Raw genomic sequence first — 24,677 nt, 5'->3', positions numbered from 1 at the left:
GCCAATGGAGCGGCGCAGCCGGGGACGGAGGAGGTAGGGTGTGGTCCTGCGCAATCTGGCAAAGCTCGACCTCAACCTGTTGCATGTCTTCGAGGCCGTCTACGGCGAGGCCAGCATCACCCGTGCCGCCGAAACGCTCAACGTCACCCAGCCCGCCGTCTCCAACAGCCTGGCGCGCCTGCGCGACATCTTCGGCGACCAGCTTTTCGTCCGTGCCCGGCAGGGCATCGCGCCGACGCCGCTCGCCGAAACGCTGATCGGCCCTGTCCGTGAAGCGCTCACCGCGCTCGACCGTACGCTCGCACGGCATGAGCGCTTCGACCCGCTCGCCTCCGAGCGCATCGTCTCCTTCAGCATGAGCGACTATGCCGAGGCGGTCGTGCTGGCGCCGTTTGTCGGCGAGTTGAACCGGCTGGGCTCGAGGCTGACGGTGCGCAACCGCTTCCTTGCCGAGCGCGACCTGTTTCCCGGCCTGGCCTCGGGCGAGATCGACTTCGCCGTAGAGTCGCATCCGCTGGCCGAGGATGGTTTCGGCCAGCGCTTGCTGTTCAGTGACGAATTCGTCTGTGTCATGCGCCGGGGCCATCCGGCGGCGACCGAACCCTTCACCATCGATCGCTACATGGCGCTCAGCCACCTGCACATCTCCAATCGCCCGCGCTTTGCCAATCTGGTCGACGGCGCGCTGGCCCGGATGAAGCTGAAGCGGCAGGTGGCGGTGCATCTCGAACATTGCCTGGCCGCTGCCGCCATCCTGTCGCGCAGCGACCTCTGCCTCACCATTCCGACCTCCTTCGTCCGGCACTTCCTGCCCGAAGATGCCTTCGTTGCGCTGCCCCGGCCTTTCCGCATGCCGCCGCTTCAGACCTGGCTCTACTGGCACCCGGCCTCTGAAGGCAGCCCGGCGCATGATTGGGTTCGCGGCGTGCTCGACGATTGTTTTCCGGACGCCTGCCGGGATCACTCAGGCTGATGTCGGTCATTCGGATTGGCAATTTGCACGGGCAAACACCGCCGACCTATAACTCGAGCCAACATCTGAGATCGAAAACCTGTCGCTGGGGCGACGGCCGCGAGGCTGTCGCCGGGAGGATGGCGCATGCGTGCTGCTGCAAGCATCGAGGAGATTGTCGAGCGTGGGCTTTGCACCGGCTGCGGCGCTTGCGCGAGCCTGCTCGGCCGTGAGGCGCTCAGCATGGACCTGTCGCCGGAAGGTTTCATGCGGCCGCGTCGCTGGCGCCGGCTCGAGAAGGCCGAACAGCAGGCGGTGCTCGAGGTTTGCGCCGGCCGCGCGCAACTGGGCGCAGCCCCAGTCGGGCTCGCGCCGCACCGCATCTTCGGCGCCATGCTGCATCTCGCCAAGGGGCATGCGACCGATCCCGAGATCCGCTTCAGGAGCGCGACGGGCGGCGTGCTGACCGCGCTTGCGGTCTATCTCGTCGAGAGCGGCGAGGTCGACGGCGTCCTCCAGCTCGGCGTCGCCGGTGACAATCCGCTGCTCAACGAACCGAGGTTCAACACCACCCGCGCGCAGATCGTCGCTTCGGCGGGGTCCCGCTACGGCCCGTCGGCGCCGCTGAAGGACGTCGCAGCCCTGCTCGACAGCGGCCGCCGCTTCGCGTTCGTCGGCAAGCCCTGCGACGTCGCCACCTTGCGCAACCTGGCGCTTGTCGATCCGCGCGTCGACCTGCAGATCCCCTACATGCTGGCGATGGTCTGCGGCGGCAATCCCAGCATCGCCGCGACCTACAACATCGTCAGGCGTTTCGGCGAGGACCACCGCGACGTCGACGAGTTCCGCTATCGCGGCCATGGCTGGCCCGGTCCGACCTATCTGCACACGCGGCAGGGCAGGGCGTACAGCCAGAGTTATGACGAGACATGGTTCTCTAATCTCACCTACGAGCTGATGTTCCGCTGCAAGATTTGCGCTGACGGCACAGGCGAGCACGCCGACGTCGTCGCCGGCGATTGCTGGGTCATGGAGGACGGCAGGCCAAGCCACCGCGAGGCCGGCGACGGCTGGAACATGCACATCGCCCGCACCGAGCGCGGCAGGCAGCTGATCGAGGATGCGGTCGTCGCCGGCTACATTCATGAGCAGGCGTTTTCGGTCGCCGAGCTCGAAGCCATGCATGACGACCACGGCACCAAGAAGCGTTCGGTGCTGTGGCGGCTCGCCGCTCTCGCTTTGACCGGCCAGCCGTTCCCCGACTACGGCGCGCTCAGGGTGGTGCAGGCAGGCCTTGCCGCCAGCTGGCGCGAACGCTGGACAGCCTTCTGCGGCACGCTTGCCCGTTCGCTCAAGCGCCGCAACCGCGAGAGCCCGATCACCTCGGGGACCTTCGTCCCGGACACCAAGACAAGCTGACAACGATCACCAAGGAGGAAACCATGTCTGTCGATCATCTGCGCGCCAAGCTCTCCGGCTCAGGTCCGGCCCTTTTCTTCCCCGATCCCGAGGTTCCCGCGGTCTTCAATTTCGACCAGGGACTGGCCGCGCCCGAGACCTTTCCGACCGAGGACCTCGTCCGCCTCGCCCGCAAGGCACTCGACGAGCATGGCGCCAAGGTGCTCGACTATTTCGACCCGGCCACCGGTTATGAGGAGCTGGTCTTCGGCTTCAAGGGCCTGCGCGAGGAGATAGCGGACCGCATCGAGCGCACCCAGGGCAAGCAGCTCGGCACGCTGGGCGTCATCCTGACCTCGGGCTCGGTGCAGGGCATCGCCCTTGCCGCCAACGGCTACGTCAATCCGGGCGACGTCGTCGTCGCCGAAGCCGCCTCCTTTCCCTATGCGCTGCGCTTCATGCAGATGGCCGGCGGTGACCTGCGCACGGTGCCGGTCGACGACCACGGCATGGACATCGACGCGCTCGAAGCGCTGCTGAAGAAGGTCAAATCAGAGGGCAAGAAGGTCAAGGTCGTCTACACCATCCCGACCTTCCAGACCCCGACCTGCACCGAAATGTCGGTGCCGCGCCGCAAGCAGTTGCTGCGCCTCGCCGGCGAGCACGACTTCCTCATCATCGAGGACAATGTCTATGGCGACCTGCGTTTCGCCGGCGAGGAACTGCCGACCCTGCTCAGCCTCGACACCGACGAGCGTGTCATCCAGTGCGGCAGCTTCTCCAAGATCGTGGCGCCCGCGCTGCGGCTCGGCTGGATCGCCGGCCCGGCCGCGGCCATCGAGCCCATTGCTGCCGTGCGCCAGGACCTTGGTGTCAGCCAGTGGTATTCCCGCGTCATGGCCTCGTTCATGGCCGACGGCCTGCTCGACGACCATATCGCCGAGGTCAACAAAGTCTACAAGAGCAAGGCCGAGACGGCGGCGCGCGCGGTGCGCGACTATTGCGGCAACTACGTCACCTTCCGCATGCCGCAGGGTTCGTTCTATCTCTGGCTCGAAATCGACGAGCGCGTCGACTGGCAGCGCGCCGCCGAACTGTCGGCCAAGGAAGGCATCTTCTTCCGCCCCGGCGAGCGTTTCATGGGCGAAAGCGACGGCCGCCAGTTCCTGCGCCTTGCCTACAGCCATGTCAGCGAAGACATCATCGAGCGCGGCATTAAGAAGCTCGGCGAGATCCTCAGCGCGTGCGCCCGGGTTCCGGCATGACGATGGTTGTGCGCACGATTGCGAGGGGATTCGTCTATCCCGAGTGCCCCCGCTGGCATGACGGGGGGCTGTGGTTCGCCGACCAGCATGACGGCCTCGTCCACGTGCTGGACGGCGACGGCGCCAGGCGCGACAGTTTCGCCGTTCCCGGCGGCCCGTCAGGCATGGGCTGGCTGCCGGATGGCGACCTGCTCGTCGTTTCGATGAACGACCGCAAGCTGTTCCGGCGGCATAAGGACGGAAAGCTCGCGCTTCACGCCGATCTCGCCGGCGTCCACCCGTTCCACTCCAACGACATGGTCGTCGACGGTGAAGGCCGCGCCTATGTCGGCAATATCGGCTTCGACTTCTATGCCGGCCAGCCGCCGGCGCCGACGGTGCTGGCCGCTGTCGCGCCGGATGGCGCGGTTGGCATCGCCGCCGACGGCCTGATGTGCCCCAACGGCGCAGTTATGACGTCGGACGGCCGCACCTTGATCATCGCCGAGTCGATGGCCGCACGTCTCACCGCTTTCGACATCTCAGCCGATGGCAGCCTGTCCAACCGCCGGCTGTTCGCAGCGGTCGACGGCCATGTGCCCGACGGCATCTGCCTCGACGCCGAGGGCCATGTCTGGGCTGCCTCGCCTTATGAAAAGACGGTGCTGCGCATCAGCCCGGCCGGCGAGATCGTCGACCGCGTCGTCATATCAGATGCCAACCCTTATGCCTGCATGCTCGGCGGCACTGATGGCCGCGACCTCTACATCTGCGTCGCCCCGCATCATGACCCCAACGTCACCGCCAAGCTCAGGGGAGGGCGCATCGACGTCGTCCGCGCGCCAGCATCGGGAGCAGGACGGCCATGAGCAACGTCGAACGTCTCAATCTTCCAGGCATGGCGTTTCCCGGCATGAGCCAGGCCGTCGGCTGCGGTGATTTCGTGCTCGTCTCCGGCCAGGTGGCGCTGAAGGACAAGCAGATCATCGCGGTCGGCGATCCCGCCGGGCAGACTGAGCAGGTGTTCCGCAACATCGCGGCGGTGCTGGCCGAAGCCGGGCTTACGCTCGGCCATGTCGTGTCGCTGCGCTGCTATCTGACCAGCACCGACGCCTACCAGGCCTATGCCGCGGTCAAGAACCGGATCTTCGCCGACAACCCGCCGGCCGCCAGCGCCATGGTCGTCACGGCACTGGTCCTGCCCGAGATCATGGTCGAGGTCGAGGCCGTCGCCTGGCGTCACGCGCTTGCCAAACCGCCTGTGGTGTAGAACCTAGCCGCATGGAAACTGGCCGAGTCGGGTCCGCCCGGCCGGCCGCGCTTGCGGAGGCCCGGTCTTGTCGATCAGAATGTACGGCATCAAGAACTGCGACACGATCAAGAAGGCTCGTACCTGGCTCGAAGGCCATGGCGTCGCCTACGACTTCCATGACTACAAGGCCTCGGGCATAGACCGCAAGAGTCTGGAAAACTGGGTCAAGGAATTCGGCTGGGAGACCGTGCTCAACCGCGCCGGCACGACATTCAAGAAGCTGCCCGACACTGAGAAGGAAGGCCTCGACGCTGACAAGGCGATTTCACTGATGCTCGCCCAGCCTTCGATGATCAAGCGCCCGATGCTCGACCTCGGCAGCCGCCGCCTCGCCGGCTTCAAGCCCGAGGCCTACGAGGCCGCATTCCCGCACTGATTTGTTCCGCGACCTGGTCGCCGGGCCGCGGTCCCCATGCCGAACCTCCGCCGGCTACTTCGCCCTGGTACCGAACCTTGCCATCGTCGTTGCCACTTCCTCGCGCAGCCAGGTCGAGAAGTCGCGCAGCTTGCGGCTCGGCCGCTCCAGCTTCGAACTGACAAGATAATAGCCGAGCCCGCTGGCGACAGTGATGCCGAAGGGCGCCACCAGCCGTCCGTCGGCAAGCGCATCGGCCGACAGGAGCTGCCAGGCCAGCGCCACGCCCTGGCCGGCCACCGCCGCGTCGATGCCGAGGATCGGGTCGGTGAAGGACGGCCCGGCCGGCTGCACCGGAAACGGCTTTTCCAGCCCCGCCGCCTCGAACCAGCGCTCCCAGCTGATCATCGTGCTTTCGTCGGCGATCACAGGCAGATGCGCGAGATCGGTGGGTTGCCCGAGCTTTGCGGCAAGCGCCGGGGCGCAGACCGGGAACACCTCCTGGGCCAGCAAAAGCTCTGCCCGCACGCCGGGCCATGCGCCGTCGCCCATGCGGATCGCCAGGTCGACGTCGGAATGGTCGAGATCGACAAGCCCGGTAGAGGCGTCGATCCTGAGCTTGATCTCGGGATGGCGCTGGTTGAAGCGGTTCAGCCGAGGCACGAGGAAGCGCGAGGCGAAAGCGGGCGCCACCGATACCACCAGCACGTTGGTGGCTGCCTCGTCGGCCAGCGCCACGGCGCGGCCCAGTTCCTGGAAGCCGCTGGTCAGCCGTGCGCAGAACTCCGCCCCGAAGGCGGTCAATGCCAGGCCCGCGCCGGTGCGCTGGAAGACGGCGCGGCCAAGTTGCGCCTCGGTGCGGCCGATCTGCTGGCTGACCGCGCTGGCCGACACGCCCAGCTCCTCTGCCGCCTTGACCAGCGAACCGCAGCGCGCGACGCTCTCCACCGCACGGAGCCCGTTGAGATGAATACGATTGAGTGCCAGACTTGAGATTTTCTAAACTCCGGCTTCGGCATTCTTGATTGTAGCGTCAGCGTTTGTAGCGAAAATAGCGTGAAAGGATCAACTCCCAGGAGAAGTCGGATGAAGATTTTCTCAAGCCTCATCACCCTGCTGCAAGGCCAGCATGACAACCACGGCATCGACAGCGAGCGTTTCCTCGCCTGGCTGCGCGATCCGCTCTCGCATCCCGATATCGCCCGCATGGACGAGCGCGAGCTCGCCGACCTGCCGCTCGGCCGCGGTTTCCGCCCCGCTTTGCCGGTACCGGGCGAGTGCCGCGCCTAGAGCAAGAGCAGGGCGTGGCCGAGCACGCCGAGAGCGGCCGCGCCAAGCGTCAGCACGCTGAGCCCGAAGCCCGTCGCCCGCTGCCACTGCGCCGCCTCGGCATTGCTGAAGTGCCAGGCATGCAGCGTGCGGCCCAAGGTGAAGGCAGCACCCAGCAGATGGATCGCCATGACCGGCGCGCCGAGCGCTGCCGCAAATCCCAGCAACACCAGCATGACGGGGATGTTCTCGATGGCGTTGGCATGGCCGCGCATCGTGCGGCGGAGATGCGCCACGCCGCCGTCGCCGATCACCACCATATGGCGACGCCTGACCAGCGCTGTCGCCACCGTCAGCCACAACAGGATCAGCGCGTTCAGCCCGGCATAAAGTCCGGCTGCGGCAAGGGCTGACTGGTTCATGCGATCCCCGAACTGGCTAAATGACCAAACTGTAATATTCCGGCGCGGAAAATCGCCACGATCCGGCCTGCATTGCAACAGGCGGTCGCCGCAAGGGATTCCCTTGTGCCACGAAGTGTGACTTCATGCGGCCAACAGGCAATGCCCCCGAAAGGAACCCGGAACCGTGTTCATATCGTTCTTCCCGCAGCCGAAGCTGTTCTTCACCTCGGCTGCCGTCTGGAGCCTGGCGCTTGTGCTGTTCTGGTTCTTTGGCGGGGCGCAACTTGGCGCGCTGTTCGGCCTGCCTCCGGCCGCCGCAGGTACGCCGCCGATCATCGGCATCACTGTGTTCCTGTCGGCGCCGTTCATCTGGTTCTACATCTACTACGTCGCCGGGGTCCTGCTTTTCTATGCCTTCTGGCGCTGGTATTCGCCCCATCCCTGGCAGCAATGGTCGATCCTCGTCACCTCGGTCATCCTGTTCCTGATCTACTTCAACGTTCAGGTCAGCGTCGCCGTGAACAACTGGTACGGCCCGTTCTTCGATTACGTCCAGGGCCTGATGGGTGGGACCACCAATTCGACCAATGCAGAATTCTATGCCGGCTCCGCCAGCTTTGCCTGGCTGGCGCTGATCGGCATGAACGTTTCGGTCGTCAACGCCTATGTCGTGCAGCACTGGATCTTCCGTTGGCGCACCGCCATGAACGACTATTTCATGCAGAACTGGAGCAAGCTGCGCCACATCGAAGGTGCCTCGCAGCGTATTCAGGAAGACACCATGCGCTTCGCCCAGATCATGGAAGACCTGGGCTCCAGCTTCGTGGCGTCGATCATGACGCTGATCGCCTTCCTGCCTGTTCTGATCGAATTGCAGAAGCACATCACCGAGCTGCCGATCATCGGCGCCGTCCCGCAGCCGCTTATTATCGCTGCCATCGGCTGGTGTCTGCTCGGCACGCTGTCGGTCATGCTCGCCGGTGTGAAGCTGCCCGGCCTGCAGTTCCGCAACCAGCGCGTCGAGGCCGCCTACCGCAAGGAGCTGGTCTATGGCGAGGACCACGCCGAGCGTGCCCAGCCGGCGACCACCACCGAGCTTTTCACCAACGTGCGGCGCAATTACTTCCGACTTTATGCCCACTACATCTACTTCAACGTCGTCCGCTACACCTACCTGCAGGCCGACAACATCTTCTCCTTCATCATCCTGGGGCCGTCGATCGTCGCGCACAAGATCACGCTCGGGCCGATGAATCAGATCTCGAATGCCTTCGGCCGCGTGACGGGATCGCTGCAGTTCCTGCTCAACTCATGGTCGACGATCGTCGAGCTGCAGTCGGTGCACAAGCGCCTGCGCGCCTTCGAAGCGACGCTGTCTGGTGAAGCGCTGCCCGACATCGACCAGCGCTATCTCGACCAGAAGAAGACCGGTTCCGAACCGGAGAGCGAGCCGGCCTGAGTGCCGGCGCCCTGGCCAGCGCAATCGCCGGAGCCAGATATCGGCATTGGATCGCCGGAGCCAGTTATCGGCAAGTAACTGAGGGTGTGTGCGAGTTCTGCACCCTCTGGCGGCTTGGCATGAACACAGTTGCCTTGCCGCAACGCTGATGGCACCTGCACGGTGCAGGGTCATCATCATGCATGGCCAGGTCGCGACGGGTAGGGCGTAAGCTCGCGCGAGTGGGCCTACCCGCGCGTCCAGCTTACCCGCCGGTCTGCACCGGCGCCGCGTCCTTGCGCATGCCGACATAGTCGGCATAGCTGATGCACTCGACATCCGCCTTCACGCAGACCTCGCCGGCGAAGCGCTCCAGCGCACGCCAATAGGCGCCGTCATTCATCAGCGTGAAGTGGAAGCCGATCTGCAAAGGAATGCGGCCGCGTTCATATTGCGTGTCGAAGGCCTTGCGGAATGCGCCGTAGGCGCGGCTTTCGTATTTGGCCGCTTCCGCGGGCTTGTCGACGCCGCCGGAATGGCGGACGAACAGGTTGTAGTCCATGGCGATGATGCGCCGCTCCGAAGGGCCCTCCGGAATCTGCGGCAGGGCAAAATCCATCATCGAGCCGTCGAGCCTGGGTTCCTCCGGCCCACGTGACACGCCGCTGGCGTTGTAGGCAAAACCCTTGTCGCGCAGTGCTGCCGTCAGTCCCTTGCTGTCGGAGAGATAGGGCGCGCGAAAACCCTTCACCTGGGCCGCGATCCCGGCCCAGCCCGCCGGCTCGGGCGAGATGCCGTTGATCCTGTAGGCGTCGCGCATGATTGTCGAAAACGCGTCGAACTCCTTGGTCCACTCGGCCTTGCTCCACTTGCCGCCGTCGAAATGGCCGCAGGCGTGGCTGGCGATGTCGTGACCCTCGGATGCGGCGAGGTTGATCTGCTCGAGGCGGTCGGCAACCTCCTGCCTGGTCATGGCAAAGCCGACATTCGACTTTCCGGCCGATCGTCCCGGCGCCTGGTAGCTGCTGCGCGTCTCGCGCGACAACAGGAACACGCAGGACAGGAAATAGGTGAAGCGCGCCCCTGTCCGCGCCGCAAGCTCCCGGCTGCGCTGCCATTGCGCGAGGTCATGGGCGCCGTCGAACGAGATCAGCACGATCTGCGGCTTCCTGACGTCCTCGACCTTGGGCGCTGGCCCGGCCATCGCGGCGGACGCGACCAATGACGCGGATACAAGAGCACTGACTGGGAACGCTTTGATCATGTCGAACTTCGATGCAATTTCGGGGAGCCTGTCGGAGGGGGCGACATCTGCCGGTAGGGCCGAAATGTGGCACGGATGCGTCCCGCCGCCTATGCGTCCATTTGGGCTAGTGGGTGGAGGAACCTTCTGCACTCTCTCATTCCTTCGCACCCCCCTCTGGCCTGCCGGCCATCTCCCCCACAAGGGGGGAGATTAGTCGCGCCGCCGGCAGCGCCCATCCTGCGATGTCGTGAGGACAAGCTTTGCGACGTTGGCGATCGAGCGAGACGTCGATGACGGCCTGATCTCCCTCCTTGTGGGGGAGATGGCCGGCAGGCCAGAGGGGGGTGCGAAGGATCGCTACGCCGAAGGGTTGCGTCGTAGGTACGGCCAAGCCGGCCATATCCCGTGTCGGCAGTTCGGCCATTATTCCCCGTTTGTATGACCGCGCCAAACTCTCCACGGCCGCGGAAGGTGCAAACGAGGCGAGGGATCTCTCCCACCGAATTTCCGCCCCGCCCCCTTCCATGGCGGCGAAATTACGCTAAAACGCAGGCTCAAACGGCCCCCGAGGGGCAGAGGTGATTGGATAGCATGTCGGACGACAGTTTCTTTCGTGAAGTAAACGAGGAAATTCGCCAGGAGAAGGCGAAGGCCCTGTGGGACAGCTATGGCCCCGCAGCCATCGTCATCGCCGTGCTGATCGTCATCGGCACCGGCCTGTTCGTGGTCTGGGAATACTGGGTCGAGACCAAGGCCAACAGCTCCGGCGACCGCTTCTCGCAGGCGCTGACGCTCGCCAATTCCGGCAAGGCCGACGAGGCGCTTGCCGCATTCGATGCGCTCGAAAAGGACGGCTACGGCGCTTATCCGCTGCTCGCCCGCATGCGTGCCGCCACCGTCCAGGCCGACAAGGGTGACTTCAAGGCGGCCATCGCCGGCTTCGACGAAGTGGCTGCCGACAGCTCGATCCCCAATGTCATTCGTGATGTCGCCCGCCTGCGCGCGGCACTGCTGCTCGTCGACAACGGCAGCTATGCCGATGTCTCTGCCCGCGTCGAAGCGCTGACCAACGACACCAACCCGCTGCGCCATTCGGCCCGCGAGGCGCTCGGCCTTGCCGCCTGGAAGGAAGGCAAGCTCGCCGATGCGCAGAAGCTGTTCGAGCAGATTTCCTCCGACGAAGGCGCGCCGCGCAATGCGCGTCAGCGCTCCAACCTCCTGGCCGAACTGATCCGCGGTTCCGGCAACGCGTCGTGATGCGGGCCCGATGGCTTTCAAGATCGCGATAATCGGCCGGCCCAACGTCGGCAAATCCACCCTTTTCAACCGCCTGGTTGGAAAGAAGATCGCCCTTGTCGACGACACGCCCGGCGTGACGCGCGACCGCCGTGTGCATGCGGCCAAGCTCTACGATCTCGTCTTCGACGTCATCGACACGGCCGGCTTCGAGGATGCGGGTGCGGCAACCCTCCAAGGCCGCATGCGGGCGCAGACCGAGATCGCCATCAAGGAAGCCGATCTCATCTTCTTCATGGTCGACGCCAAGGCGGGTCTCACGCCAGACGACCGCACCTTCGTCGAGATCGTGCGCCGTTCCGGCAAGCCTGTCGTGCTCGTCGCCAACAAATCCGAGGCGCGCGGTGCCCAGGGCGGCGCGCTCGAAGCGTGGGAGCTCGGCATCGGCGAACCGGTGCAGATCTCGGCCGAGCACGGTCTTGGCATGCCCGACCTGCGCGACGCCGTCGTCGAGGCGCTCGGCAAGGAAGTCGTCTTTGCCGATGACGAGGACGAGGCCGGCGACATCGCCGAAAGCGACGTGCTGATCGGCGAGGACATCGCCGATCCCGACGCCGAAGAGGCGCCCGCCTATGACGAGACCAAGCCGCTGCGCATCGCCGTCGTCGGCCGGCCGAATGCCGGCAAGTCGACGCTGATCAATGCGCTGATCGGCGAGGAGCGCCTGCTCACCGGGCCCGAGGCCGGCATCACCCGCGATTCGATTTCGGTCGACTGGGACTGGCAGGGCCGCAGCATCAAGATGTTCGATACGGCCGGCATGCGCCGCAAGGCCAAGGTCCAGGAGAAGCTCGAGAAGCTGTCGGTGCAGGACGGACTGCGCGCCATCCGCTTTGCCGAGATCGTCATCATCGTGCTCGATGCGACGATCCCGTTCGAGAAGCAGGATCTGCAGATCGCCGACCTGATCATCCGCGAGGGCAGGGCGCCGGTCATCGCCTTCAACAAGTGGGATCTCATCGACAACCCGCAGGAAACGCTGGCCGAGCTGCGCGAGAAGACCGAGCGGCTGTTGCCGCAGGCGCGTGGCCTGCAGGCAGTGCCGATGTCGGCGGAGACCGGCCGCGGGCTGGAAAAGCTGATGGACGCGGTGATGAAGACGCACCGGGTCTGGAACAGCCGCGTCTCGACCGGCAAGCTCAACCGCTGGCTCGAAGGCATACTTGCCCATCATCCGCCGCCCGCCGTCGCCGGCCGCCGGCTCAAGATCAAGTACATCACCCAGGCAAAGACCCGGCCGCCTGGCTTCGTCCTGTCCTGCTCGCGCCCCGATGCGATGCCGCAGTCCTATGTGCGCTATCTCGTCAACAATCTGCGCGACGCCTTCAACATGCCCGGCGTGCCGATCCGCATGGCGCTGCGCGCCTCGGACAACCCGTTCGCCGGGCGGGCCAAGAAGAAGAAATGAAACACCGAAGGGCTCGCGCAAGCGGGCCCTTTTTTGCATTGCGCCCCTCCCTTCTTGCATTGCACCAACGTTGCGCCCGTTAACGCTCCATCAAGGTTAATGCATCATTTTCCTCTCCAGTAGGGTGTGTTGCGTCCTGGAGAGTTTCCGTGCATCGAGGTGTTGTGAAGCGGCGGTTTGCTGCTGCCCGCGAGGGAAGACGTTCGTTCCTGGCGCCGGCCGTGATCGGCCTCGGCATCTGGCTCGGCTTTCCCACCGTTGCTGCCTATCAGGACATGACCAGCCTCGTCTCCGGCCTTGAGAACAAGGACACGCGCTGGGGCGCTTATGTCGAGAAAGCTGCCGCCGGCTCGGTCCATGCCGCCGAAATGCCGTTCGTCGACGGCATCATCACCGGTCCGATCTCGGGCTCGGGCGTCAAGATCGCCGGTGTCGGCACCGTCGCGTTTCGCGGCAAGAAGTTCGGGTCGTCCGACCTGCCTGACGAGGACCGCATTGTCCGCGTCGACAAGAAGGCCCGCATCGTCAACATCTCAAGGGTCAGTCCGCCGAAGAACTTCACCGCCGGCTCGGTGTTCGAGCGCACCAGTTCGCTTCTGCGCCCCGCCCTCGACAGCGGCCTCAAGCTGACCTTCGCCAAGCCCGACATCAAGGGCAAGGAAGTCGAGATCGCCGCTGCCTTCCACGTCAAGGAGACCGAAAAGCGTTCTGCGCGCGGGGTTCCGGCAATGCTGGCCTCGCTGGTCAACAACGACAAGGCCGACATCCTCGCCACGGCTTACGCACCGGCTGCGCCCGACTACGCCAAGGCCTCGCCCTTCGAGGCGCTGCTGCGCGACGACGACGAGGCGAACGGCCGCTTCATCCCGCCGATGGGCAAGGGCGACCACTGGTGGCTGGCCAATCCGCTGCCGGCAGGCGTCTTCTCCAAGGCCGAGCAGGCCTGCCTCGCCAACGGTATCTACTTCGAGGCGCGCGGCGAAGCGGTGCGCGGCCAGGCGGCCGTCGCCCAGGTCATCCTCAACCGTGTCCGCAACCCGGCCTATCCAGGCACCATCTGCGGCGTCGTCTACCAGAATGATGGCTGGTTCAACCGCTGCCAGTTCTCGTTTGCCTGCGACGGCATCAAGGACCGCGTCACCAGCCCGTCGCACTACAAGACCGCCCAGGACGTCGCCATGGCGGTGACCGCCGGCAAGATCTTCATCCCGGAAGTCGGCTCCTCGACCCACTACTACGCCAACTACGTCAATCCCGGCTGGGCGCGTGGCATGAAGAAGATGACCAAGATCGGCCTGCACATCTTCTACCGCACCTATGGCGGCGGCTGGAGCTGAACGCATCTGGCACGGGCTCATGGAGTCGGCCAGCCGCCGGATTGCACGCGGATTCGGCGGGTGATCACGGAGCGGAGCCGCGGGCAGGATGTCGCACTTCGACAACTAGCTGATTTTCTTACATAAAATACTTAGTTAGATGGGCCTCCCCGTGGCTTGACGGGCAGAGGCCCTCTAACTATGTTGCCGGCGACTTTGAAGCGGACGAACGGATACGCTCGGACCGGGTGGGAGTTTGCAATGGCCAAGCCTTCGGGCCCAGGCGGAAATGGAAACTCCCGGCCTGAAAATCGAGCCGAGAACGATCACCGCGACGACGAACTCGAGCGCCGTCGGCAACAGCTTGAAGCAACGCTTGCGACAAGACGCCAGACTGCCCGCGAGGGGGAAAAGAGTACGGGGTCGAATGGTGTGACCGGCTACGGCCAGGCACTCAAGCTGTCCAGCGAGTTCATCGCCGGGATCGCGGTTGGTGTTGGTCTGGGGTGGATCATCGATCGGCTGGCAGGCACGTCGCCCTGGGGCTTGATTGTGTTTCTGCTGCTCGGCTTCGGCGCCGGCGTGCTCAATGTCCTGCGTTCGGCAGGAATGGTTACTGATGCCGGTATCAGGTCGCCCGACAAGCAGTCGGACGAACCGGAAAAGAAATAGCAGCGCTGCGAGGCGCAATTTAGGCGAAGGGGGGCCAGCGTGGCCAACGATCCAATTCATCAGTTTCAGATCGCGAAATTGATTCCGATCGAGATCGGCGGCCTCGACTTCTCCTTCACCAACTCGTCGGCCTTCATGGTCGCCACCGTGATCGCCGCCAGCGCCTTCCTGTTCCTGACGACGTCGAGCCGCGGCCTGGTGCCGAGCCGCCTGCAGTCGGTTTCGGAGATGTCCTATGAATTTGTCGCCTCGATGCTACGAGACGCGGCGGGTTCCCAGGGCATGCGTTTCTTCCCGCTGGTGTTTTCGCTGTTCATGTTCGTGCTCGTCGCCAACCTGATCGGCCTGTTCCCTTACTTCTTCACCGTCACCAGCCATCTCATCGTCACCTTCGCGCTGGCGCTGCTGGTCATCGGTACGGTCATCGTCTACGGCTTCATGAAGCACGGTTTCGGCTTCCTGAAACTCTTCGTCCCGCACGGTGTGCCTGGCATCCTGGTGCCGCTGGTCGTCCTGATCGAAGTGATCTCGTTCCTGTCGCGTCCGATCAGCCTGTCGGTTCGTCTGTTCGCCAACATGCTGGCCGGCCACATCACGCTCAAGGTTTTCGCTGGTTTCGTCACTTCGCTCAGCGCATTCGGTGCTGTCGGCGTCGTCGGCTCGATCCTGCCGCTGTTCATGACGGTCGCGATCACCGGCCTGGAAGTCCTGGTCGCGTTCCTGCAGGCCTATGTGTTTGCGGTGCTGACCTGCATGTACCTCAACGACGCCCTGCACCCGGGCCACTAATTCGACGGCGGCTGCCGCCGTCTTGGATACCGCAACTAAATTTCGATCCACAAGGAGTTGGACAATGGAAGTTGAAGCAGCAAAGGCAATCGGCGCAGGCATCGCTTGTCTCGGCATGGGCGGCGCAGGCATCGGCCTGGGCACCATTTTCGGTAACTACCTGTCGGGCGCCCTGCGCAACCCGTCGGCAGCTGACGGCCAGTTCGGCCGCCTGATCTTCGGCTTCGCCGTTACCGAAGCTCTGGGCATCTTCTCGCTCCTCGTCGCTCTGCTCCTGCTCTTCGCATAAGAGCCGCGCAAGCGAGTTGACCGGCCGCGTGTCGCGGCCGGTGGGATGACAGGGGATAGAGATGTTTGTCACGCTGGGTTACGCCGAGGAAGTCGCACCTGCGGCCGGGGAAGCTCATTCTACCGACGCTACCGCTGCGCACACCGAAACGGGTGCGGAGCATGGCGGTGGTGGGTTGTTTCCGCCTTTCGATACGTCGAACTATCCGTCGCAGCTGCTCTGGCTCGCGATCACCTTCGGCCTGTTCTATCTCTTCCTGAAGAACGTCGTGCTGCCGCGTGTCGGCGGCATCCTCGAGGTGCGCCGCGATCGCATCGCCGGGGATCTCGACCAGGCTGCCCGGATGAAGTCCGAGGCGGATGCGGCGGTTGCCGCATACGAGCAGGAGCTTGCCGAGGCCAAGGCCAGGGCAAACGCCATCGGCCAGGAAGCACGCGACGAGGCCAAGGCGGAAGCCGAAGCCAAGCGCAAGGAAGTCGAAGCCGGGCTCGACCAGAAGCTGACCGCTGCGGAAGCACGCATCGCTACCATCAAGGCCAATGCCATGAAGGAAGTGGGCACCATCGCCGAGGACACCGCTGCCGCGATCGTCCAGGCACTGGGCGCAGGCAAGGTCGACAAGGCTGACATCGCCGCCGCCGTCAAGGCAGCGAGCAAGTAGGAGAGGGGCCATGGACGCAACATTCTGGGCCACAGTCGCTCTCGTCATCTTCGTCGGTGTCGTCCTGTACCTGAAGGTGCCGGGCATGCTTTCGAAGTCGCTCGACGAGCGCGCCGAACGCATCCGCGCCGAACTCGAAGACGCACGCAAGCTTCGTGAAGAAGCCCAGCAGCTGCTCGCCGAGTACCAGCGCAAGCGCAAGGAAGCCGAGAAGGAGGCCGCCGACATCGTCGATCTGGCCAAGCGCGAAGCCGGCCTTCTCGCCGAAGAAGCGCATAAGAAGACCGAAGAGTACGTTGCTCGCCGGACTGCACTTGCCGAGCTCAAGATCGGCCAGGCCGAACGCGACGCCGTCAACGAAGTTCGCGCCAACGCTGTCGACCTCGCGGTCGAGGCAGCTCGCCAGATCTTCGCCGGCAAGGCCGACGCCAAGACCAATGCCGACCTGTTCAAGGGCTCGGTTCAGGAACTGAAGGCCAAGCTCAACTAAGTCGAGCCGCCACTTAAGTCACGCAGCCAATTAAGTTGGGCAGCCGGGTAGATTTGAAGAAGCCGCTGGAATTTCCGGCGGCTTTTTTGTTTTCAGGACAGCCAAGGGCGACTGTCTTTCGTTTGGCAGGAGCTGCTCCGGTGCGGCTTGCACCTTGCCGCGGCCGCTGCTAGCCGGGTCACATGACCCAGATCGTCGAAATCGGCAAATCCCGCGTGCTTTTTTTCAGCCGGAGCGGTGCGTTGCTGCGCGCGCCCGGCGACGCCAATGACTTCATCAGCGAGGCGTGGTCGAACGAGGCCGATGTCCTCGCCATCCCCGTGGAAAGGCTTGGCCCGGATTTTCTCAAGCTCAGCACCGGCGTTGCCGGTGAGGTGTTTCAGAAGTTCGTGAATTATGGCCTGGGCTGCGCCATTGTCGGCGACATCACGCAGGCGCTCGAGGCAAGCGGCGCGCTGCGTGACTTCGTGCGCGAAACCAACAAGGGCAAGTCGATCTGGTTCGTTGCCGATCTTGCCGAACTTGACATCAGGCTCGGGACGTCGCCGCTTCAGAGTAGGCAGGGTTAGGCGCCAGGCGTTTCTGCCGTGGCTAGTCCCTGAACGGGGCAAAGGAAATGCGGTGCAGCCGAAGCGATGCGCCGTGCTCGATGATCGCCGCCCGGTGGCGGGCGGTGGCGTAGCCCATATGGACTTCGAAACCGTAGCGGTTGTCGTTCGAGCCGCAGACAGACATCATGCGGTCGCGCGTCACCTTGGCGACGATCGAGGCGGCGGCGATGGATTGCGAGCGCTGGTCGCCCTTGACCAAAGCGCGGCAGGTGCAGCCGAGGCCGGGCGGCACGTCGCGGCCGTCGGCCAGCGCCGACTTCGCCGCCACCGGCAGGCCGGCAAGCGCCCGGCGCATTGCTTCCAGGCTCGCCTTGCGGATATCGCTGCGGTCGATGCTGTCGGCCGAAACCGACGCCACGGCGACGCCAAGGGCCTTGCACAGCACCTCGTCGAACAGCGCGTCGCGCTGGGCGGCTGTAAGGCGCTTGGAATCGTCCAACCCTGATGGAATGTTGCCGGGGTCGAGCACCACGGCGGCAGCGACAACCGGGCCGGCGAGGGGGCCGCGTCCGGCTTCGTCGAGGCCCGCGCATGGCCATAGGCCACCCGATATCGCTTTCGTTTCGAAGGCGAAGTCAGGCTTGTCGATGAATTCGAAGAGGGGCGGAGAATCGGAGCGCGCGCGAGCCATGGTGCGGCGATGCTCGCATCGGCCCCGATCCTCCGCAAGACCTTCCCGGCCGATTAGGGCGGCGGCTCGGGAAGGCACCGTCAACTGGCCACGGGGAACGGCCGGACGGAATTTCTTGCACGGGCGGACGAAGCTGCCCGCCCGGATGTTCAAAGCAGCGTCAGTTGCAGCTGATCCTTGGGGCCGGCTTCGAAAAGGTCGGTGCGGAGCGGGGTGCGCACCGAGTTGAGGCCGAGGCGCTGTGCCGCGATCTCGAAGCGGCGGCCGATCTGCCAGGCATAGGGCCCCTTGCCCTTCATGCGCTTGCCCCATTCCGAATCGTAGTCCTTGCCGTCGCGCATCGAGCGGATCAACGACAGCACGTGGCGATAGCTGTCGGGATAATGGCGCAGCAGCCAGTCCTTGAAGATCGGGCTGACTTCCAGCGGCAGGCGCAGGATGACGTAGCCGGCGCTGGTGGCACCTGCGGCTTTGGCCGAATCGAGAATGCGCTCGATCTCCTGGTCGGTGAGGCCTGGGATGATCGGCGCCACCATCACCGAAACCGGAATGCCGGCATCGGAGAGCTGCCTGACCGCTTCCAGCCGCTTGGTCGGCGTCGCTGCCCGCGGTTCCATGGTCCGTGCCAGCATGCGGTCGAGCGTCGTCACCGACAGCGCCACCTTGGCCAGGCCCTTTTCGGCCATGCGGGTGAGGATATCGATGTCGCGTGTGACCATTGCCGACTTGGTGACGATGCCGACAGGATGGCTGCGCGCCTCCAGCACCTCGAGCACCTCGCGCATGATGCGCCAGTGCTTCTCGATCGGCTGATAGGGATCGGTGTTGGTGCCGATGGCGATGGTGCGCGGCTGGTAACCGTCCTTCGACAGTTCGCGGTCGAGCAGCCGCGCCGCATCCGGCTTGGCAAACAGCTTGGATTCGAAATCGAGCCCGGCCGACAGGCCCATATAGCTGTGGGTGGGGCGGGCGAAACAGTAGACACAACCATGCTCGCAACCACGATAGGGATTGATCGAGCGGTCGAAGGAGATGTCGGGCGACTCGTTGCGGGTGATGATGGTGCGCGGCTTCTCGACCTGAACCTCGGTCTTGAACGGCGGCAGCTCCTCGATTGTGCTCCAGCCGTCGTCGAAGACATGGCGGCTGACCGGCTCGTAACGCCCCGACGGGTTGACGCCGGCACCGCGGCCGCGCCGACGCTCATGGTTGATGCGCAGGCCGCTTTCCTCGATCATGGCATTGGCCATTCCGGCTCCGCCACCCTTGAAAGCGGCAATATCGGCCCGTGCGATGGGTTCCATTTCGCTATCTCCCAGAGGGAAAATGACCGTCCGTCGATTCGGTCGGCATGAAACTATTCCTATTTTGGAAATGAGAACAAAGCAAGAACTTTGTTCTCCGGGCCGCAAGGCTGGCGCTTCGGCCGGCTTTCCGATATGCGGCTGGATATGCTGAGCGTTCTGATCGAGACCAGGGACGACGAGGAGGGGCTGGCCCGCACGCTGGCGGCGCTGGTCGGCGGCGCCGTCGAGGGTGTCGTGCGCGAGGTGATCGTCTGTGACCTCGGCTCCACCGACCAGACTCACTATGTCGCCGAACATGCCGGCTGCGCCTATCTCGCCAAGGGCGGCATCCAGGCGGGCATCGCGCAGGCCAGGAGCGACTGGCTGCTGCTGCTCGAGCCGGGCGCGCGGCTGGCCGAAGGCTGGACCGAGGATGCTGTTCGCCACATGAGCCGGCTGACCATGGCGGCGCGCTTCACCCGGTCGCGGGCGAGCAACCGGCCGTTCTGGGAACGGGTGACGTCGCGGCCGCGCGCTCTGGAGCAGGGGCTGGTCATCACCAGGAAGCAGGCAGCTATTCTGGGTCGCAACGGGGCGGACGCCGAAGGCATCGCGCGCGGACTTGCCATGAAGACGCTGGATGCCGAAATCGTCGTTGCGCCGCGCTAGGGCAATTCCAGCAGCGCCATTTCGTCGGAAATTGCGAAAGACGCCCTGGCTTCAGGCTGACTTGGTGCCGCCACGCCTGAGGTGCTCGTCGAGCCGCGGCATGATCTCGACGAAATTGCACGGCATGTGGCGGTAATCGAGCTGCGCCTTGAGAATGCCGTCCCAGGCGTCGCGGCACGCCCCTGGCGACCCCGGCAGCACGAAGACGAAGGTGGCGTTGAGCACGCCGCCGGTGGCACGCGACTGGATCGTCGACGTGCCGATCTTGTCGTAGGAAATGCGGTGGAACACCTCCGAGAAGCCGTCCATGCGCTTTTCGAAGATCGGCTCCAGCGCGTCCGGCGTGACGTCGCGGCCGGTGAAGCCGGTACCGCCGGTGGTGATGATCACGTCGATTTCGGCATCGAGCGACCAGGCGGTGACGCGGTCGCGGATCTTGTCCCTGTCGTCGGTGACGATGTCGCGCGCCTTGAGCACGTGCCCGGCTTCGGTGATGCGGTCGGCTAGCGTCTGGCCTGACTTGTCCTCGGCCAGCGTGCGGGTGTCGGAGACGGTCAGCACCGCGATGCGGACGGGAACGAAGGGGCGGGGCTCGCTGGCCATTATGTTGGGCTCCTAGGTCCGGGTCGTTGTGGCGGCGCTGAACCAGCCGGGGCGCTCTGCCGAGATCGCCGTCGCCGCGTGCGCGGCGGCAGCGTTGCTGTCGAAGATGCCGAAACAGGTGGCACCCGATCCCGACATGCGGGCGAAGGCGGCACCCGAATTGCGAAGGGTGGTCAGCACCGCGACAATCGAGGGTTCGATCGACATTGCTGCAGGCTCGAGGTCGTTGCGGCTGGTTGCCAGCCAGTCGAGCACGGTATCGGCGCTGTCGAGCGGCGCGAGCGGGGGATTTTCACGTGAGGCCAGCGCCCGGAAGACGCTCGGTGTCGCCACCGCGATGCCGGGATTGACCAGCACCATCGGTAGCGAAGGAAAATGCCTGACCGGGGCGAGCTGCTCGCCGATGCCGCGGGCGATCAGCGGATGCCCAGCCAGGCACATCGGCAGGTCGGCGCCAAGCGGCAAGGCGAGGCGGGCAAGGGTTGCAGCATCGGTCGGCAGGCGCCAAAGGCGGCTCAGGGCGCGCAACGCGGCAGCCGCGTCGCTCGAACCGCCGCCGATGCCCGAGGCGACCGGCAGGTTCTTTTCGAGCGCTATGGCGACCGGCTGGGTGGTGTGGTGGGGAAAGGCAGCGCGCAGCGCGTCCCGGGCCTTGAGCACCAGGTTGCCGCCATCGACCGGCACATCGGCGGCAAAGCGGCCATCGACGACGAAACTGTCCTCTGTTGCCGCCGCAACGGTGATGCGGTCGCCAAGATCGGCAAAGACGACGAGGCTTTCGAGCAGATGGTAGCCGTCATCGCGCCGCCCGGTGACATGCAGCGCCAGATTGATCTTGGCCGGGGCGAGTTCGGCGAGCGGAACGCTGTTGAAGGTCACGGGCGGGGCGTCAGTCTTTCTCGAGCCGGTACTCGCCGGTTTCGGGGTCCTTGACCAGCGTCCCGTTGGCGCCGGTCTGGCGCTGCTTTTCGTTGCGCCGCACCTTGGCAGTCACCCGTTCGGCCTCCTTGATGAAGGAGCGGTAGCCGATATAGGCGACCACGCCGACAAGCGCGAAAAAGATGAGCTGCGGCATTTCATTCTCCTCCCTTCGGTGCCGTTTCCGGCCGGCCGGGGCTGTCCCCACATGATAATCCGCCGTTTCGGCTTTTTCAAAGGCCGAACCGGCTCCACAATGCGCGTTCTTCCGCCGCATCCACCAGGCCGGTGGCAACCGCGCCGGCTGCCTCAGGCGTGAAGCCGAGGGATGAGCCAAGGCCGAGCCTGCGGCCGAACAGGCCGCGCGGTGCTGTGATCAGCTTAAGCTCGGCCTTGGGGCCATAGCGGTCCTTGAGCACGGTGCGCATGTCGCCGAGCGCGTCGACGAGGCCGAGTTCGAGGCCCTTCTTGCCCGACCAGAACAGGCCGGTAAACAGGTCCGGGTCGTCTTTGAGCTTGCCGCGGCGGCGCTCCTTGACCATCTCGATGAAGGTCTCGTGCACTTCGCGCTGCAGCTTCTTCAGCCGCTCGACGTCTTCGGCCTTTTCCGGCTGGAACGGATCGAGCGTCGCCTTGTTGGCGCCGGCGGTGTAGACGCGGCGCTCGACGCCGATCTTCTTGATCAGGTCGGTGAAGCCGAACGAGGCCGATACCACGCCGATCGAGCCGACAATGGAGGAGGGGTCGGCGAAGATCTCGTCGCCGGCAATGGCGATCATGTAGCCGCCCGATGCGGCGACGTCCTCGACGAAGACCAGCACCTTCTTGTTCTTCTCGGCGGCAAGGTCGCGGATGCGCTTGAAGATCAGGCGCGACTGTACCGGCGAACCGCCCGGCGAATTGATCGAGATGGCGACGGCGGGCGCGCTGGAAATCGAGAAGGCCTTTTCGATCAGCCCGGCTGTGCTTGCCAGTGAAAGCGTCGGCCGGAACTGGCTGCCGCCCGACATGATCGCGCCTTGCAGCCTGATGACGGGGATGACGATCTCGCCGCCTCGCATAGATCTCGGCAGCAGGCGGCGGAACAGGTTCTTCACGTAATCTCTCCGGTCTCTGGTCATGCGGATGTATGTATTCCCGCGACAACCGCAATGCTTCGGCCCAGTTCTATCGCCGAAAAGCTTCAATCGCCGAAAAGCGACGCGCGGCCGTTGCTTATGTCGTCGGCGCGTTGCGAGAAGCTGTCGCCGGGATCGCGCAGGACCAGCGGCGGGCAGAGCGTCAACGGCGCCCGCGAGGCGCGAACCGCCCGCACGATGATACGGATCGCGGCCGCGTCGGCGCGCGGATGCACCGGTACGATTTCGGCCTTGCCGAAGCGGCCCTCGAGGGCCGTAAGGATCGCTGCGAGCTGCTCCGGCCGGGCGATGATGGCGAAGCCGCCGCGCGGCTTGACCATGGCGGCAGCACTCCGGAGCCAGTTTTCGAACAGCCCGTCCTCCATGACATGCGCCTGCCGCTTCAGCGCGTCCGGCGTCGGCCGGTGATGCGCAGGATTGAAGGGCGGGTTCATGATGACGAAGTCGAGCGAGGCGTCGGCAAGGCCTGCCTCGGTGCGTGCCTTGCCGGAAAGGCCGACATCGGCGACGAGCACCGACGCGCGCTCGCGCAGCGAGGCGTTGCCGGGATAAGCGAGCGTCGCCTCGGCGAAGCGCGCCATATCCGTGGTGAGCTCGACAAGTTGTACCCTGGCCTGCCTGCAGCGCGACGCAACCGCAAGGCCGGCAGCACCCGCACCTGCGCCGAAATCGGCAAGCCGGCCGGCGAATGTGCCCGGCACGGCGGCTGCCAGCATCAAGGCGTCCATGCCGGCGCGGTGGCCGCTGTCGCTGGGCTGCACCAGCCAGAAGTCGCCGCGATGGAATGCGTCCACCGTATGGGGTGGCAAGTCCAGATGTTTTGCGGGTGGCGGTTCGGCTGTCACTTCCGGCGAATTTCGTGCTCGATGCCGGCGTCGGTCAGCAATTGCCGTGCTTCGTCGGCGTCGTCGGCATCGATCATGATCCGGCGCGGCAGGATGCCGATCGAACCGTCGAGCACGCTCATGTTCTCGTCGGCGGTGAAGCTGCCGATGCCGGCGTCGCGCAGCAGTGCCTCGACGAAGGAGATGATGACGGCGTCATTGGTGCGGATGAGTTCGATCATCTCAGGAAATTCGCAGTTTGGAGCGGCGAAGTAAACGCTGCCTGTTGCACCGCGCCAATTCGCCACTTGCGGGCACGGTGCATGCCGCCCTAGAATCGCCTAAGAGCTACGCGCGCGACCACGCGCCTGTGTAATTTGGGAGTGTTGGCCTTGGGTGTCGTTCTCAACATCGAGAAGGGAAAGCGGGACGCTGCGTCGATCAAGGACCTGATCGACCTGACGTCCGCCGACATGGGGCGGGTCAACGAGCTGATCCTGTCCAAGGCCGGCTCCGACGTCGAGATGATCCCCGAGGTGGCCAACCACCTGATCTCTTCCGGCGGCAAGCGCCTGCGCCCGATGCTGACGCTCGCTGCCGCGCAGATGTTCGGCTACGCCGGTGAAAACCACGTCAGGCTCGCGACCTCCGTCGAGTTCATGCACACAGCTACGCTTTTGCATGACGACGTCGTCGACGAAAGCGACCTGCGCCGCGGCAAGAAGACGGCGCGCACCATCTGGGGCAACCAGGCGAGCGTGCTCGTCGGCGACTTCCTGCTCGGCCAGGCCTTCCGCATGATGGTCGAGGTCGGTTCGCTGGAAGCGCTCGACATCCTGTCCTCCGCTGCCTCGATCATCGCCGAGGGCGAGGTGATGCAGCTGGCCGCCGCCAAGAACCTCGACACCACCGAGGACGAACATTTCGCCGTCATCAAGGCAAAGACCGCTGCCCTGTTCTCGGCTGCCGCCGAAGTCGGCCCGGTCATTGCCGGCGCGTCGAAGAACGACAAGGCAGCACTGCGCTCCTACGGCATGAATCTCGGCCTTGCCTTCCAGCTCATCGACGATGCGCTCGACTATGGCGGGTCGAGCAAGGACCTCGGCAAGAATGTCGGCGACGACTTTCGCGAGGGCAAGGTCACGCTGCCGGTGATCCTGAGCTATCGCCGCGGCACCACTGCCGAACGCGCCTTCTGGAAGAGTGCGATCGAGGAGGGCAAGACCGACGATGCGGCGCTGGAGAAGGCCGTCGGCCTGATGGTGCGCCACGGCGCCATCGCCGACACGATCGGCCGCGCCAGCCATTTCGGCGAGATCGCCCGCGATGCGCTGGCCCCGCTGGAGCAGACGCCGCAGAAGTCGGCCCTCATCGACGTCATCGATTTCTGCATCAGCCGCGTCGTTTGAGGCAGGATTCCACCTGCCGTTGGTTCAACATTGTGAATTCGTTGAGCC

General features: G+C 64.9%; 30 protein-coding genes. 19 read left to right on the top strand and 11 right to left on the bottom strand.

Annotated elements, in window-relative coordinates; translation table 11 throughout:
- Positions 1–40 precede the first annotated feature (40 nt).
- From SLT36_RS23525 to SLT36_RS23500, 6 genes are all read left to right on the top strand, one after another.
- Positions 41–973, top strand: coding sequence for a LysR family transcriptional regulator (locus tag SLT36_RS23525; RefSeq protein WP_432284668.1), 933 nt, complete (start codon positions 41–43; stop codon positions 971–973).
- Positions 974–1,099: 126 nt separating this feature from the next.
- On the top strand, positions 1,100–2,371 hold the full coding sequence (locus tag SLT36_RS23520) for a Coenzyme F420 hydrogenase/dehydrogenase, beta subunit C-terminal domain (protein WP_432284667.1): 1,272 nt from the start codon (positions 1,100–1,102) through the stop codon (positions 2,369–2,371).
- Between the two features lie 23 nt (positions 2,372–2,394).
- A complete protein-coding gene (locus SLT36_RS23515) occupies positions 2,395–3,615 on the top strand; it encodes a PLP-dependent aminotransferase family protein (RefSeq protein WP_432284666.1) in 1,221 nt (406 codons plus the stop codon).
- Complete coding sequence (locus tag SLT36_RS23510) at positions 3,612–4,463, top strand: SMP-30/gluconolactonase/LRE family protein (protein ID WP_432284665.1); 852 nt, start codon at positions 3,612–3,614, stop codon at positions 4,461–4,463. Before SLT36_RS23515 ends, SLT36_RS23510 begins: the two co-directional genes overlap by 4 nt.
- Positions 4,460–4,864 carry a RidA family protein gene (locus tag SLT36_RS23505; RefSeq protein WP_432284664.1) on the top strand — a complete coding sequence of 135 codons (405 nt, stop codon included), beginning with the start codon at positions 4,460–4,462 and terminating at the stop codon, positions 4,862–4,864. Before SLT36_RS23510 ends, SLT36_RS23505 begins: the two co-directional genes overlap by 4 nt.
- A 67-nt stretch (positions 4,865–4,931) precedes the next feature.
- Positions 4,932–5,282: an ArsC family reductase gene (locus tag SLT36_RS23500; protein ID WP_432284663.1), complete on the top strand. Its 351-nt coding sequence runs from the start codon at positions 4,932–4,934 to the stop codon at positions 5,280–5,282.
- 54 nt (positions 5,283–5,336) lie between these two features.
- On the opposite strand, the gene SLT36_RS23495 is transcribed toward SLT36_RS23500, so the two are convergent.
- Positions 5,337–6,209, bottom strand: a complete 873-nt coding sequence (locus tag SLT36_RS23495; RefSeq protein WP_432284662.1) for a LysR substrate-binding domain-containing protein — start codon at positions 6,207–6,209, stop codon at positions 5,337–5,339.
- 138 nt (positions 6,210–6,347) lie between these two features.
- Between SLT36_RS23495 and SLT36_RS23490 the strand changes: the two genes are divergently transcribed.
- Positions 6,348–6,551 carry a hypothetical protein gene (locus tag SLT36_RS23490; RefSeq protein WP_432284661.1) on the top strand — a complete coding sequence of 68 codons (204 nt, stop codon included), beginning with the start codon at positions 6,348–6,350 and terminating at the stop codon, positions 6,549–6,551.
- On the opposite strand, the gene SLT36_RS23485 is transcribed toward SLT36_RS23490, so the two are convergent.
- Positions 6,548–6,952 (bottom strand): MAPEG family protein, encoded by a 405-nt coding sequence (locus SLT36_RS23485; protein WP_432284660.1) that lies wholly within the window; start codon positions 6,950–6,952, stop codon positions 6,548–6,550. The two genes, SLT36_RS23490 and SLT36_RS23485, sit on opposite strands and share 4 nt — an antisense overlap.
- A 166-nt stretch (positions 6,953–7,118) precedes the next feature.
- Between SLT36_RS23485 and sbmA the strand changes: the two genes are divergently transcribed.
- Complete coding sequence (gene sbmA, locus SLT36_RS23480) at positions 7,119–8,393, top strand: peptide antibiotic transporter SbmA (RefSeq protein WP_432284659.1); 1,275 nt, start codon at positions 7,119–7,121, stop codon at positions 8,391–8,393.
- Positions 8,394–8,637: 244 nt separating this feature from the next.
- On the opposite strand, the gene SLT36_RS23475 is transcribed toward sbmA, so the two are convergent.
- Positions 8,638–9,636 (bottom strand): polysaccharide deacetylase, encoded by a 999-nt coding sequence (locus SLT36_RS23475; RefSeq protein ID WP_432284658.1) that lies wholly within the window; start codon positions 9,634–9,636, stop codon positions 8,638–8,640.
- Positions 9,637–10,209: 573 nt separating this feature from the next.
- Here SLT36_RS23475 and SLT36_RS23470 point away from each other — a divergent pair.
- The 9 genes from SLT36_RS23470 to SLT36_RS23430 all read left to right on the top strand — a co-directional run bounded on the left by SLT36_RS23470 (position 10,210) and on the right by SLT36_RS23430 (position 17,108).
- Positions 10,210–10,875 carry a tetratricopeptide repeat protein gene (locus tag SLT36_RS23470; RefSeq protein WP_432284657.1) on the top strand — a complete coding sequence of 222 codons (666 nt, stop codon included), beginning with the start codon at positions 10,210–10,212 and terminating at the stop codon, positions 10,873–10,875.
- Between the two features lie 10 nt (positions 10,876–10,885).
- Entirely contained in the window at positions 10,886–12,322 is a 1,437-nt protein-coding gene (der, locus tag SLT36_RS23465; RefSeq protein WP_432284656.1) for a ribosome biogenesis GTPase Der, read from the top strand.
- Positions 12,323–12,471: 149 nt separating this feature from the next.
- On the top strand, positions 12,472–13,659 hold the full coding sequence (locus SLT36_RS23460) for a cell wall hydrolase (protein WP_432284655.1): 1,188 nt from the start codon (positions 12,472–12,474) through the stop codon (positions 13,657–13,659).
- Between the two features lie 240 nt (positions 13,660–13,899).
- Positions 13,900–14,310: an AtpZ/AtpI family protein gene (locus SLT36_RS23455; protein ID WP_115733150.1), complete on the top strand. Its 411-nt coding sequence runs from the start codon at positions 13,900–13,902 to the stop codon at positions 14,308–14,310.
- 39 nt (positions 14,311–14,349) lie between these two features.
- The gene (locus tag SLT36_RS23450) at positions 14,350–15,099 is read left to right on the top strand and encodes a F0F1 ATP synthase subunit A (RefSeq protein WP_432284654.1); all 750 of its coding nucleotides are present in this window, start codon (positions 14,350–14,352) and stop codon (positions 15,097–15,099) included.
- A gap of 64 nt (positions 15,100–15,163) precedes the next feature.
- Positions 15,164–15,388, top strand: coding sequence for a F0F1 ATP synthase subunit C (locus tag SLT36_RS23445; protein WP_182575428.1), 225 nt, complete (start codon positions 15,164–15,166; stop codon positions 15,386–15,388).
- Positions 15,389–15,449: 61 nt separating this feature from the next.
- The gene (locus tag SLT36_RS23440) at positions 15,450–16,049 is read left to right on the top strand and encodes a F0F1 ATP synthase subunit B (protein ID WP_432284653.1); all 600 of its coding nucleotides are present in this window, start codon (positions 15,450–15,452) and stop codon (positions 16,047–16,049) included.
- Between the two features lie 10 nt (positions 16,050–16,059).
- On the top strand, positions 16,060–16,539 hold the full coding sequence (locus tag SLT36_RS23435; RefSeq protein ID WP_182575427.1) for a F0F1 ATP synthase subunit B: 480 nt from the start codon (positions 16,060–16,062) through the stop codon (positions 16,537–16,539).
- A 182-nt stretch (positions 16,540–16,721) separates the two neighbouring features.
- Positions 16,722–17,108 (top strand): DUF4180 domain-containing protein, encoded by a 387-nt coding sequence (locus SLT36_RS23430; protein WP_432284652.1) that lies wholly within the window; start codon positions 16,722–16,724, stop codon positions 17,106–17,108.
- Between the two features lie 22 nt (positions 17,109–17,130).
- Here the strand turns inward: SLT36_RS23430 and SLT36_RS23425 are convergent, their stop codons facing one another.
- Entirely contained in the window at positions 17,131–17,781 is a 651-nt protein-coding gene (locus SLT36_RS23425) for a ribonuclease HII (RefSeq protein WP_432284651.1), read from the bottom strand.
- A gap of 149 nt (positions 17,782–17,930) precedes the next feature.
- Positions 17,931–19,085 (bottom strand): PA0069 family radical SAM protein, encoded by a 1,155-nt coding sequence (locus SLT36_RS23420; protein ID WP_432284650.1) that lies wholly within the window; start codon positions 19,083–19,085, stop codon positions 17,931–17,933.
- A 147-nt stretch (positions 19,086–19,232) separates the two neighbouring features.
- Here SLT36_RS23420 and SLT36_RS23415 point away from each other — a divergent pair, with 147 nt between their 5' ends.
- Positions 19,233–19,736, top strand: coding sequence for a glycosyltransferase (locus SLT36_RS23415; protein WP_182575424.1), 504 nt, complete (start codon positions 19,233–19,235; stop codon positions 19,734–19,736).
- 51 nt (positions 19,737–19,787) lie between these two features.
- On the opposite strand, the gene moaB is transcribed toward SLT36_RS23415, so the two are convergent.
- The 6 genes from moaB to SLT36_RS23385 all read right to left on the bottom strand — a co-directional run bounded on the left by moaB (position 19,788) and on the right by SLT36_RS23385 (position 23,462).
- On the bottom strand, positions 19,788–20,339 hold the full coding sequence (moaB, locus tag SLT36_RS23410) for a molybdenum cofactor biosynthesis protein B (protein WP_432284649.1): 552 nt from the start codon (positions 20,337–20,339) through the stop codon (positions 19,788–19,790).
- Between the two features lie 12 nt (positions 20,340–20,351).
- The gene (locus tag SLT36_RS23405) at positions 20,352–21,218 is read right to left on the bottom strand and encodes a 4-(cytidine 5'-diphospho)-2-C-methyl-D-erythritol kinase (protein WP_432284648.1); all 867 of its coding nucleotides are present in this window, start codon (positions 21,216–21,218) and stop codon (positions 20,352–20,354) included.
- Between the two features lie 10 nt (positions 21,219–21,228).
- Positions 21,229–21,414, bottom strand: a complete 186-nt coding sequence (locus tag SLT36_RS23400; protein WP_067964658.1) for an NfeD family protein — start codon at positions 21,412–21,414, stop codon at positions 21,229–21,231.
- 76 nt (positions 21,415–21,490) lie between these two features.
- The gene (locus SLT36_RS23395; RefSeq protein ID WP_432284647.1) at positions 21,491–22,354 is read right to left on the bottom strand and encodes a S49 family peptidase; all 864 of its coding nucleotides are present in this window, start codon (positions 22,352–22,354) and stop codon (positions 21,491–21,493) included.
- A gap of 86 nt (positions 22,355–22,440) precedes the next feature.
- Positions 22,441–23,211: a tRNA1(Val) (adenine(37)-N6)-methyltransferase gene (locus SLT36_RS23390; RefSeq protein WP_432288453.1), complete on the bottom strand. Its 771-nt coding sequence runs from the start codon at positions 23,209–23,211 to the stop codon at positions 22,441–22,443.
- A 26-nt stretch (positions 23,212–23,237) separates the two neighbouring features.
- The gene (locus tag SLT36_RS23385; protein ID WP_067964652.1) at positions 23,238–23,462 is read right to left on the bottom strand and encodes a DUF2007 domain-containing protein; all 225 of its coding nucleotides are present in this window, start codon (positions 23,460–23,462) and stop codon (positions 23,238–23,240) included.
- Positions 23,463–23,612: 150 nt separating this feature from the next.
- Here SLT36_RS23385 and SLT36_RS23380 point away from each other — a divergent pair, with 150 nt between their 5' ends.
- Entirely contained in the window at positions 23,613–24,629 is a 1,017-nt protein-coding gene (locus tag SLT36_RS23380) for a polyprenyl synthetase family protein (RefSeq protein WP_154386784.1), read from the top strand.
- Positions 24,630–24,677: the final 48 nt, after the last annotated feature.

The sequence above is a fragment of the Aminobacter sp. BA135 genome, assembly GCF_050859125.1.
GTDB lineage: Bacteria > Pseudomonadota > Alphaproteobacteria > Rhizobiales > Rhizobiaceae > Aminobacter > Aminobacter ciceronei.
This window is presented reverse-complemented; position numbering and strand designations above follow the sequence as displayed.

Coding starts and splice junctions, on each gene's coding strand:
- SLT36_RS23520 (WP_432284667.1), top strand. CDS start 1,100: ATGCGTGCTGCTGCAAGCATCGAGGAGATTGTCGAGCGTGGGCTTTGC.
- SLT36_RS23515 (WP_432284666.1), top strand. CDS start 2,395: ATGTCTGTCGATCATCTGCGCGCCAAGCTCTCCGGCTCAGGTCCGGCC.
- SLT36_RS23510 (WP_432284665.1), top strand. CDS start 3,612: ATGACGATGGTTGTGCGCACGATTGCGAGGGGATTCGTCTATCCCGAG.
- SLT36_RS23505 (WP_432284664.1), top strand. CDS start 4,460: ATGAGCAACGTCGAACGTCTCAATCTTCCAGGCATGGCGTTTCCCGGC.
- SLT36_RS23490 (WP_432284661.1), top strand. CDS start 6,348: ATGAAGATTTTCTCAAGCCTCATCACCCTGCTGCAAGGCCAGCATGAC.
- SLT36_RS23485 (WP_432284660.1), bottom strand. CDS start 6,952: ATGAACCAGTCAGCCCTTGCCGCAGCCGGACTTTATGCCGGGCTGAAC.
- SLT36_RS23475 (WP_432284658.1), bottom strand. CDS start 9,636: ATGATCAAAGCGTTCCCAGTCAGTGCTCTTGTATCCGCGTCATTGGTC.
- SLT36_RS23470 (WP_432284657.1), top strand. CDS start 10,210: ATGTCGGACGACAGTTTCTTTCGTGAAGTAAACGAGGAAATTCGCCAG.
- der (WP_432284656.1), top strand. CDS start 10,886: ATGGCTTTCAAGATCGCGATAATCGGCCGGCCCAACGTCGGCAAATCC.
- SLT36_RS23455 (WP_115733150.1), top strand. CDS start 13,900: ATGGCCAAGCCTTCGGGCCCAGGCGGAAATGGAAACTCCCGGCCTGAA.
- SLT36_RS23445 (WP_182575428.1), top strand. CDS start 15,164: ATGGAAGTTGAAGCAGCAAAGGCAATCGGCGCAGGCATCGCTTGTCTC.
- SLT36_RS23440 (WP_432284653.1), top strand. CDS start 15,450: ATGTTTGTCACGCTGGGTTACGCCGAGGAAGTCGCACCTGCGGCCGGG.
- SLT36_RS23435 (WP_182575427.1), top strand. CDS start 16,060: ATGGACGCAACATTCTGGGCCACAGTCGCTCTCGTCATCTTCGTCGGT.
- SLT36_RS23430 (WP_432284652.1), top strand. CDS start 16,722: ATGACCCAGATCGTCGAAATCGGCAAATCCCGCGTGCTTTTTTTCAGC.
- SLT36_RS23425 (WP_432284651.1), bottom strand. CDS start 17,781: ATGGCTCGCGCGCGCTCCGATTCTCCGCCCCTCTTCGAATTCATCGAC.
- SLT36_RS23420 (WP_432284650.1), bottom strand. CDS start 19,085: ATGGAACCCATCGCACGGGCCGATATTGCCGCTTTCAAGGGTGGCGGA.
- SLT36_RS23415 (WP_182575424.1), top strand. CDS start 19,233: ATGCTGAGCGTTCTGATCGAGACCAGGGACGACGAGGAGGGGCTGGCC.
- moaB (WP_432284649.1), bottom strand. CDS start 20,339: ATGGCCAGCGAGCCCCGCCCCTTCGTTCCCGTCCGCATCGCGGTGCTG.
- SLT36_RS23400 (WP_067964658.1), bottom strand. CDS start 21,414: ATGCCGCAGCTCATCTTTTTCGCGCTTGTCGGCGTGGTCGCCTATATC.
- SLT36_RS23385 (WP_067964652.1), bottom strand. CDS start 23,462: ATGATCGAACTCATCCGCACCAATGACGCCGTCATCATCTCCTTCGTC.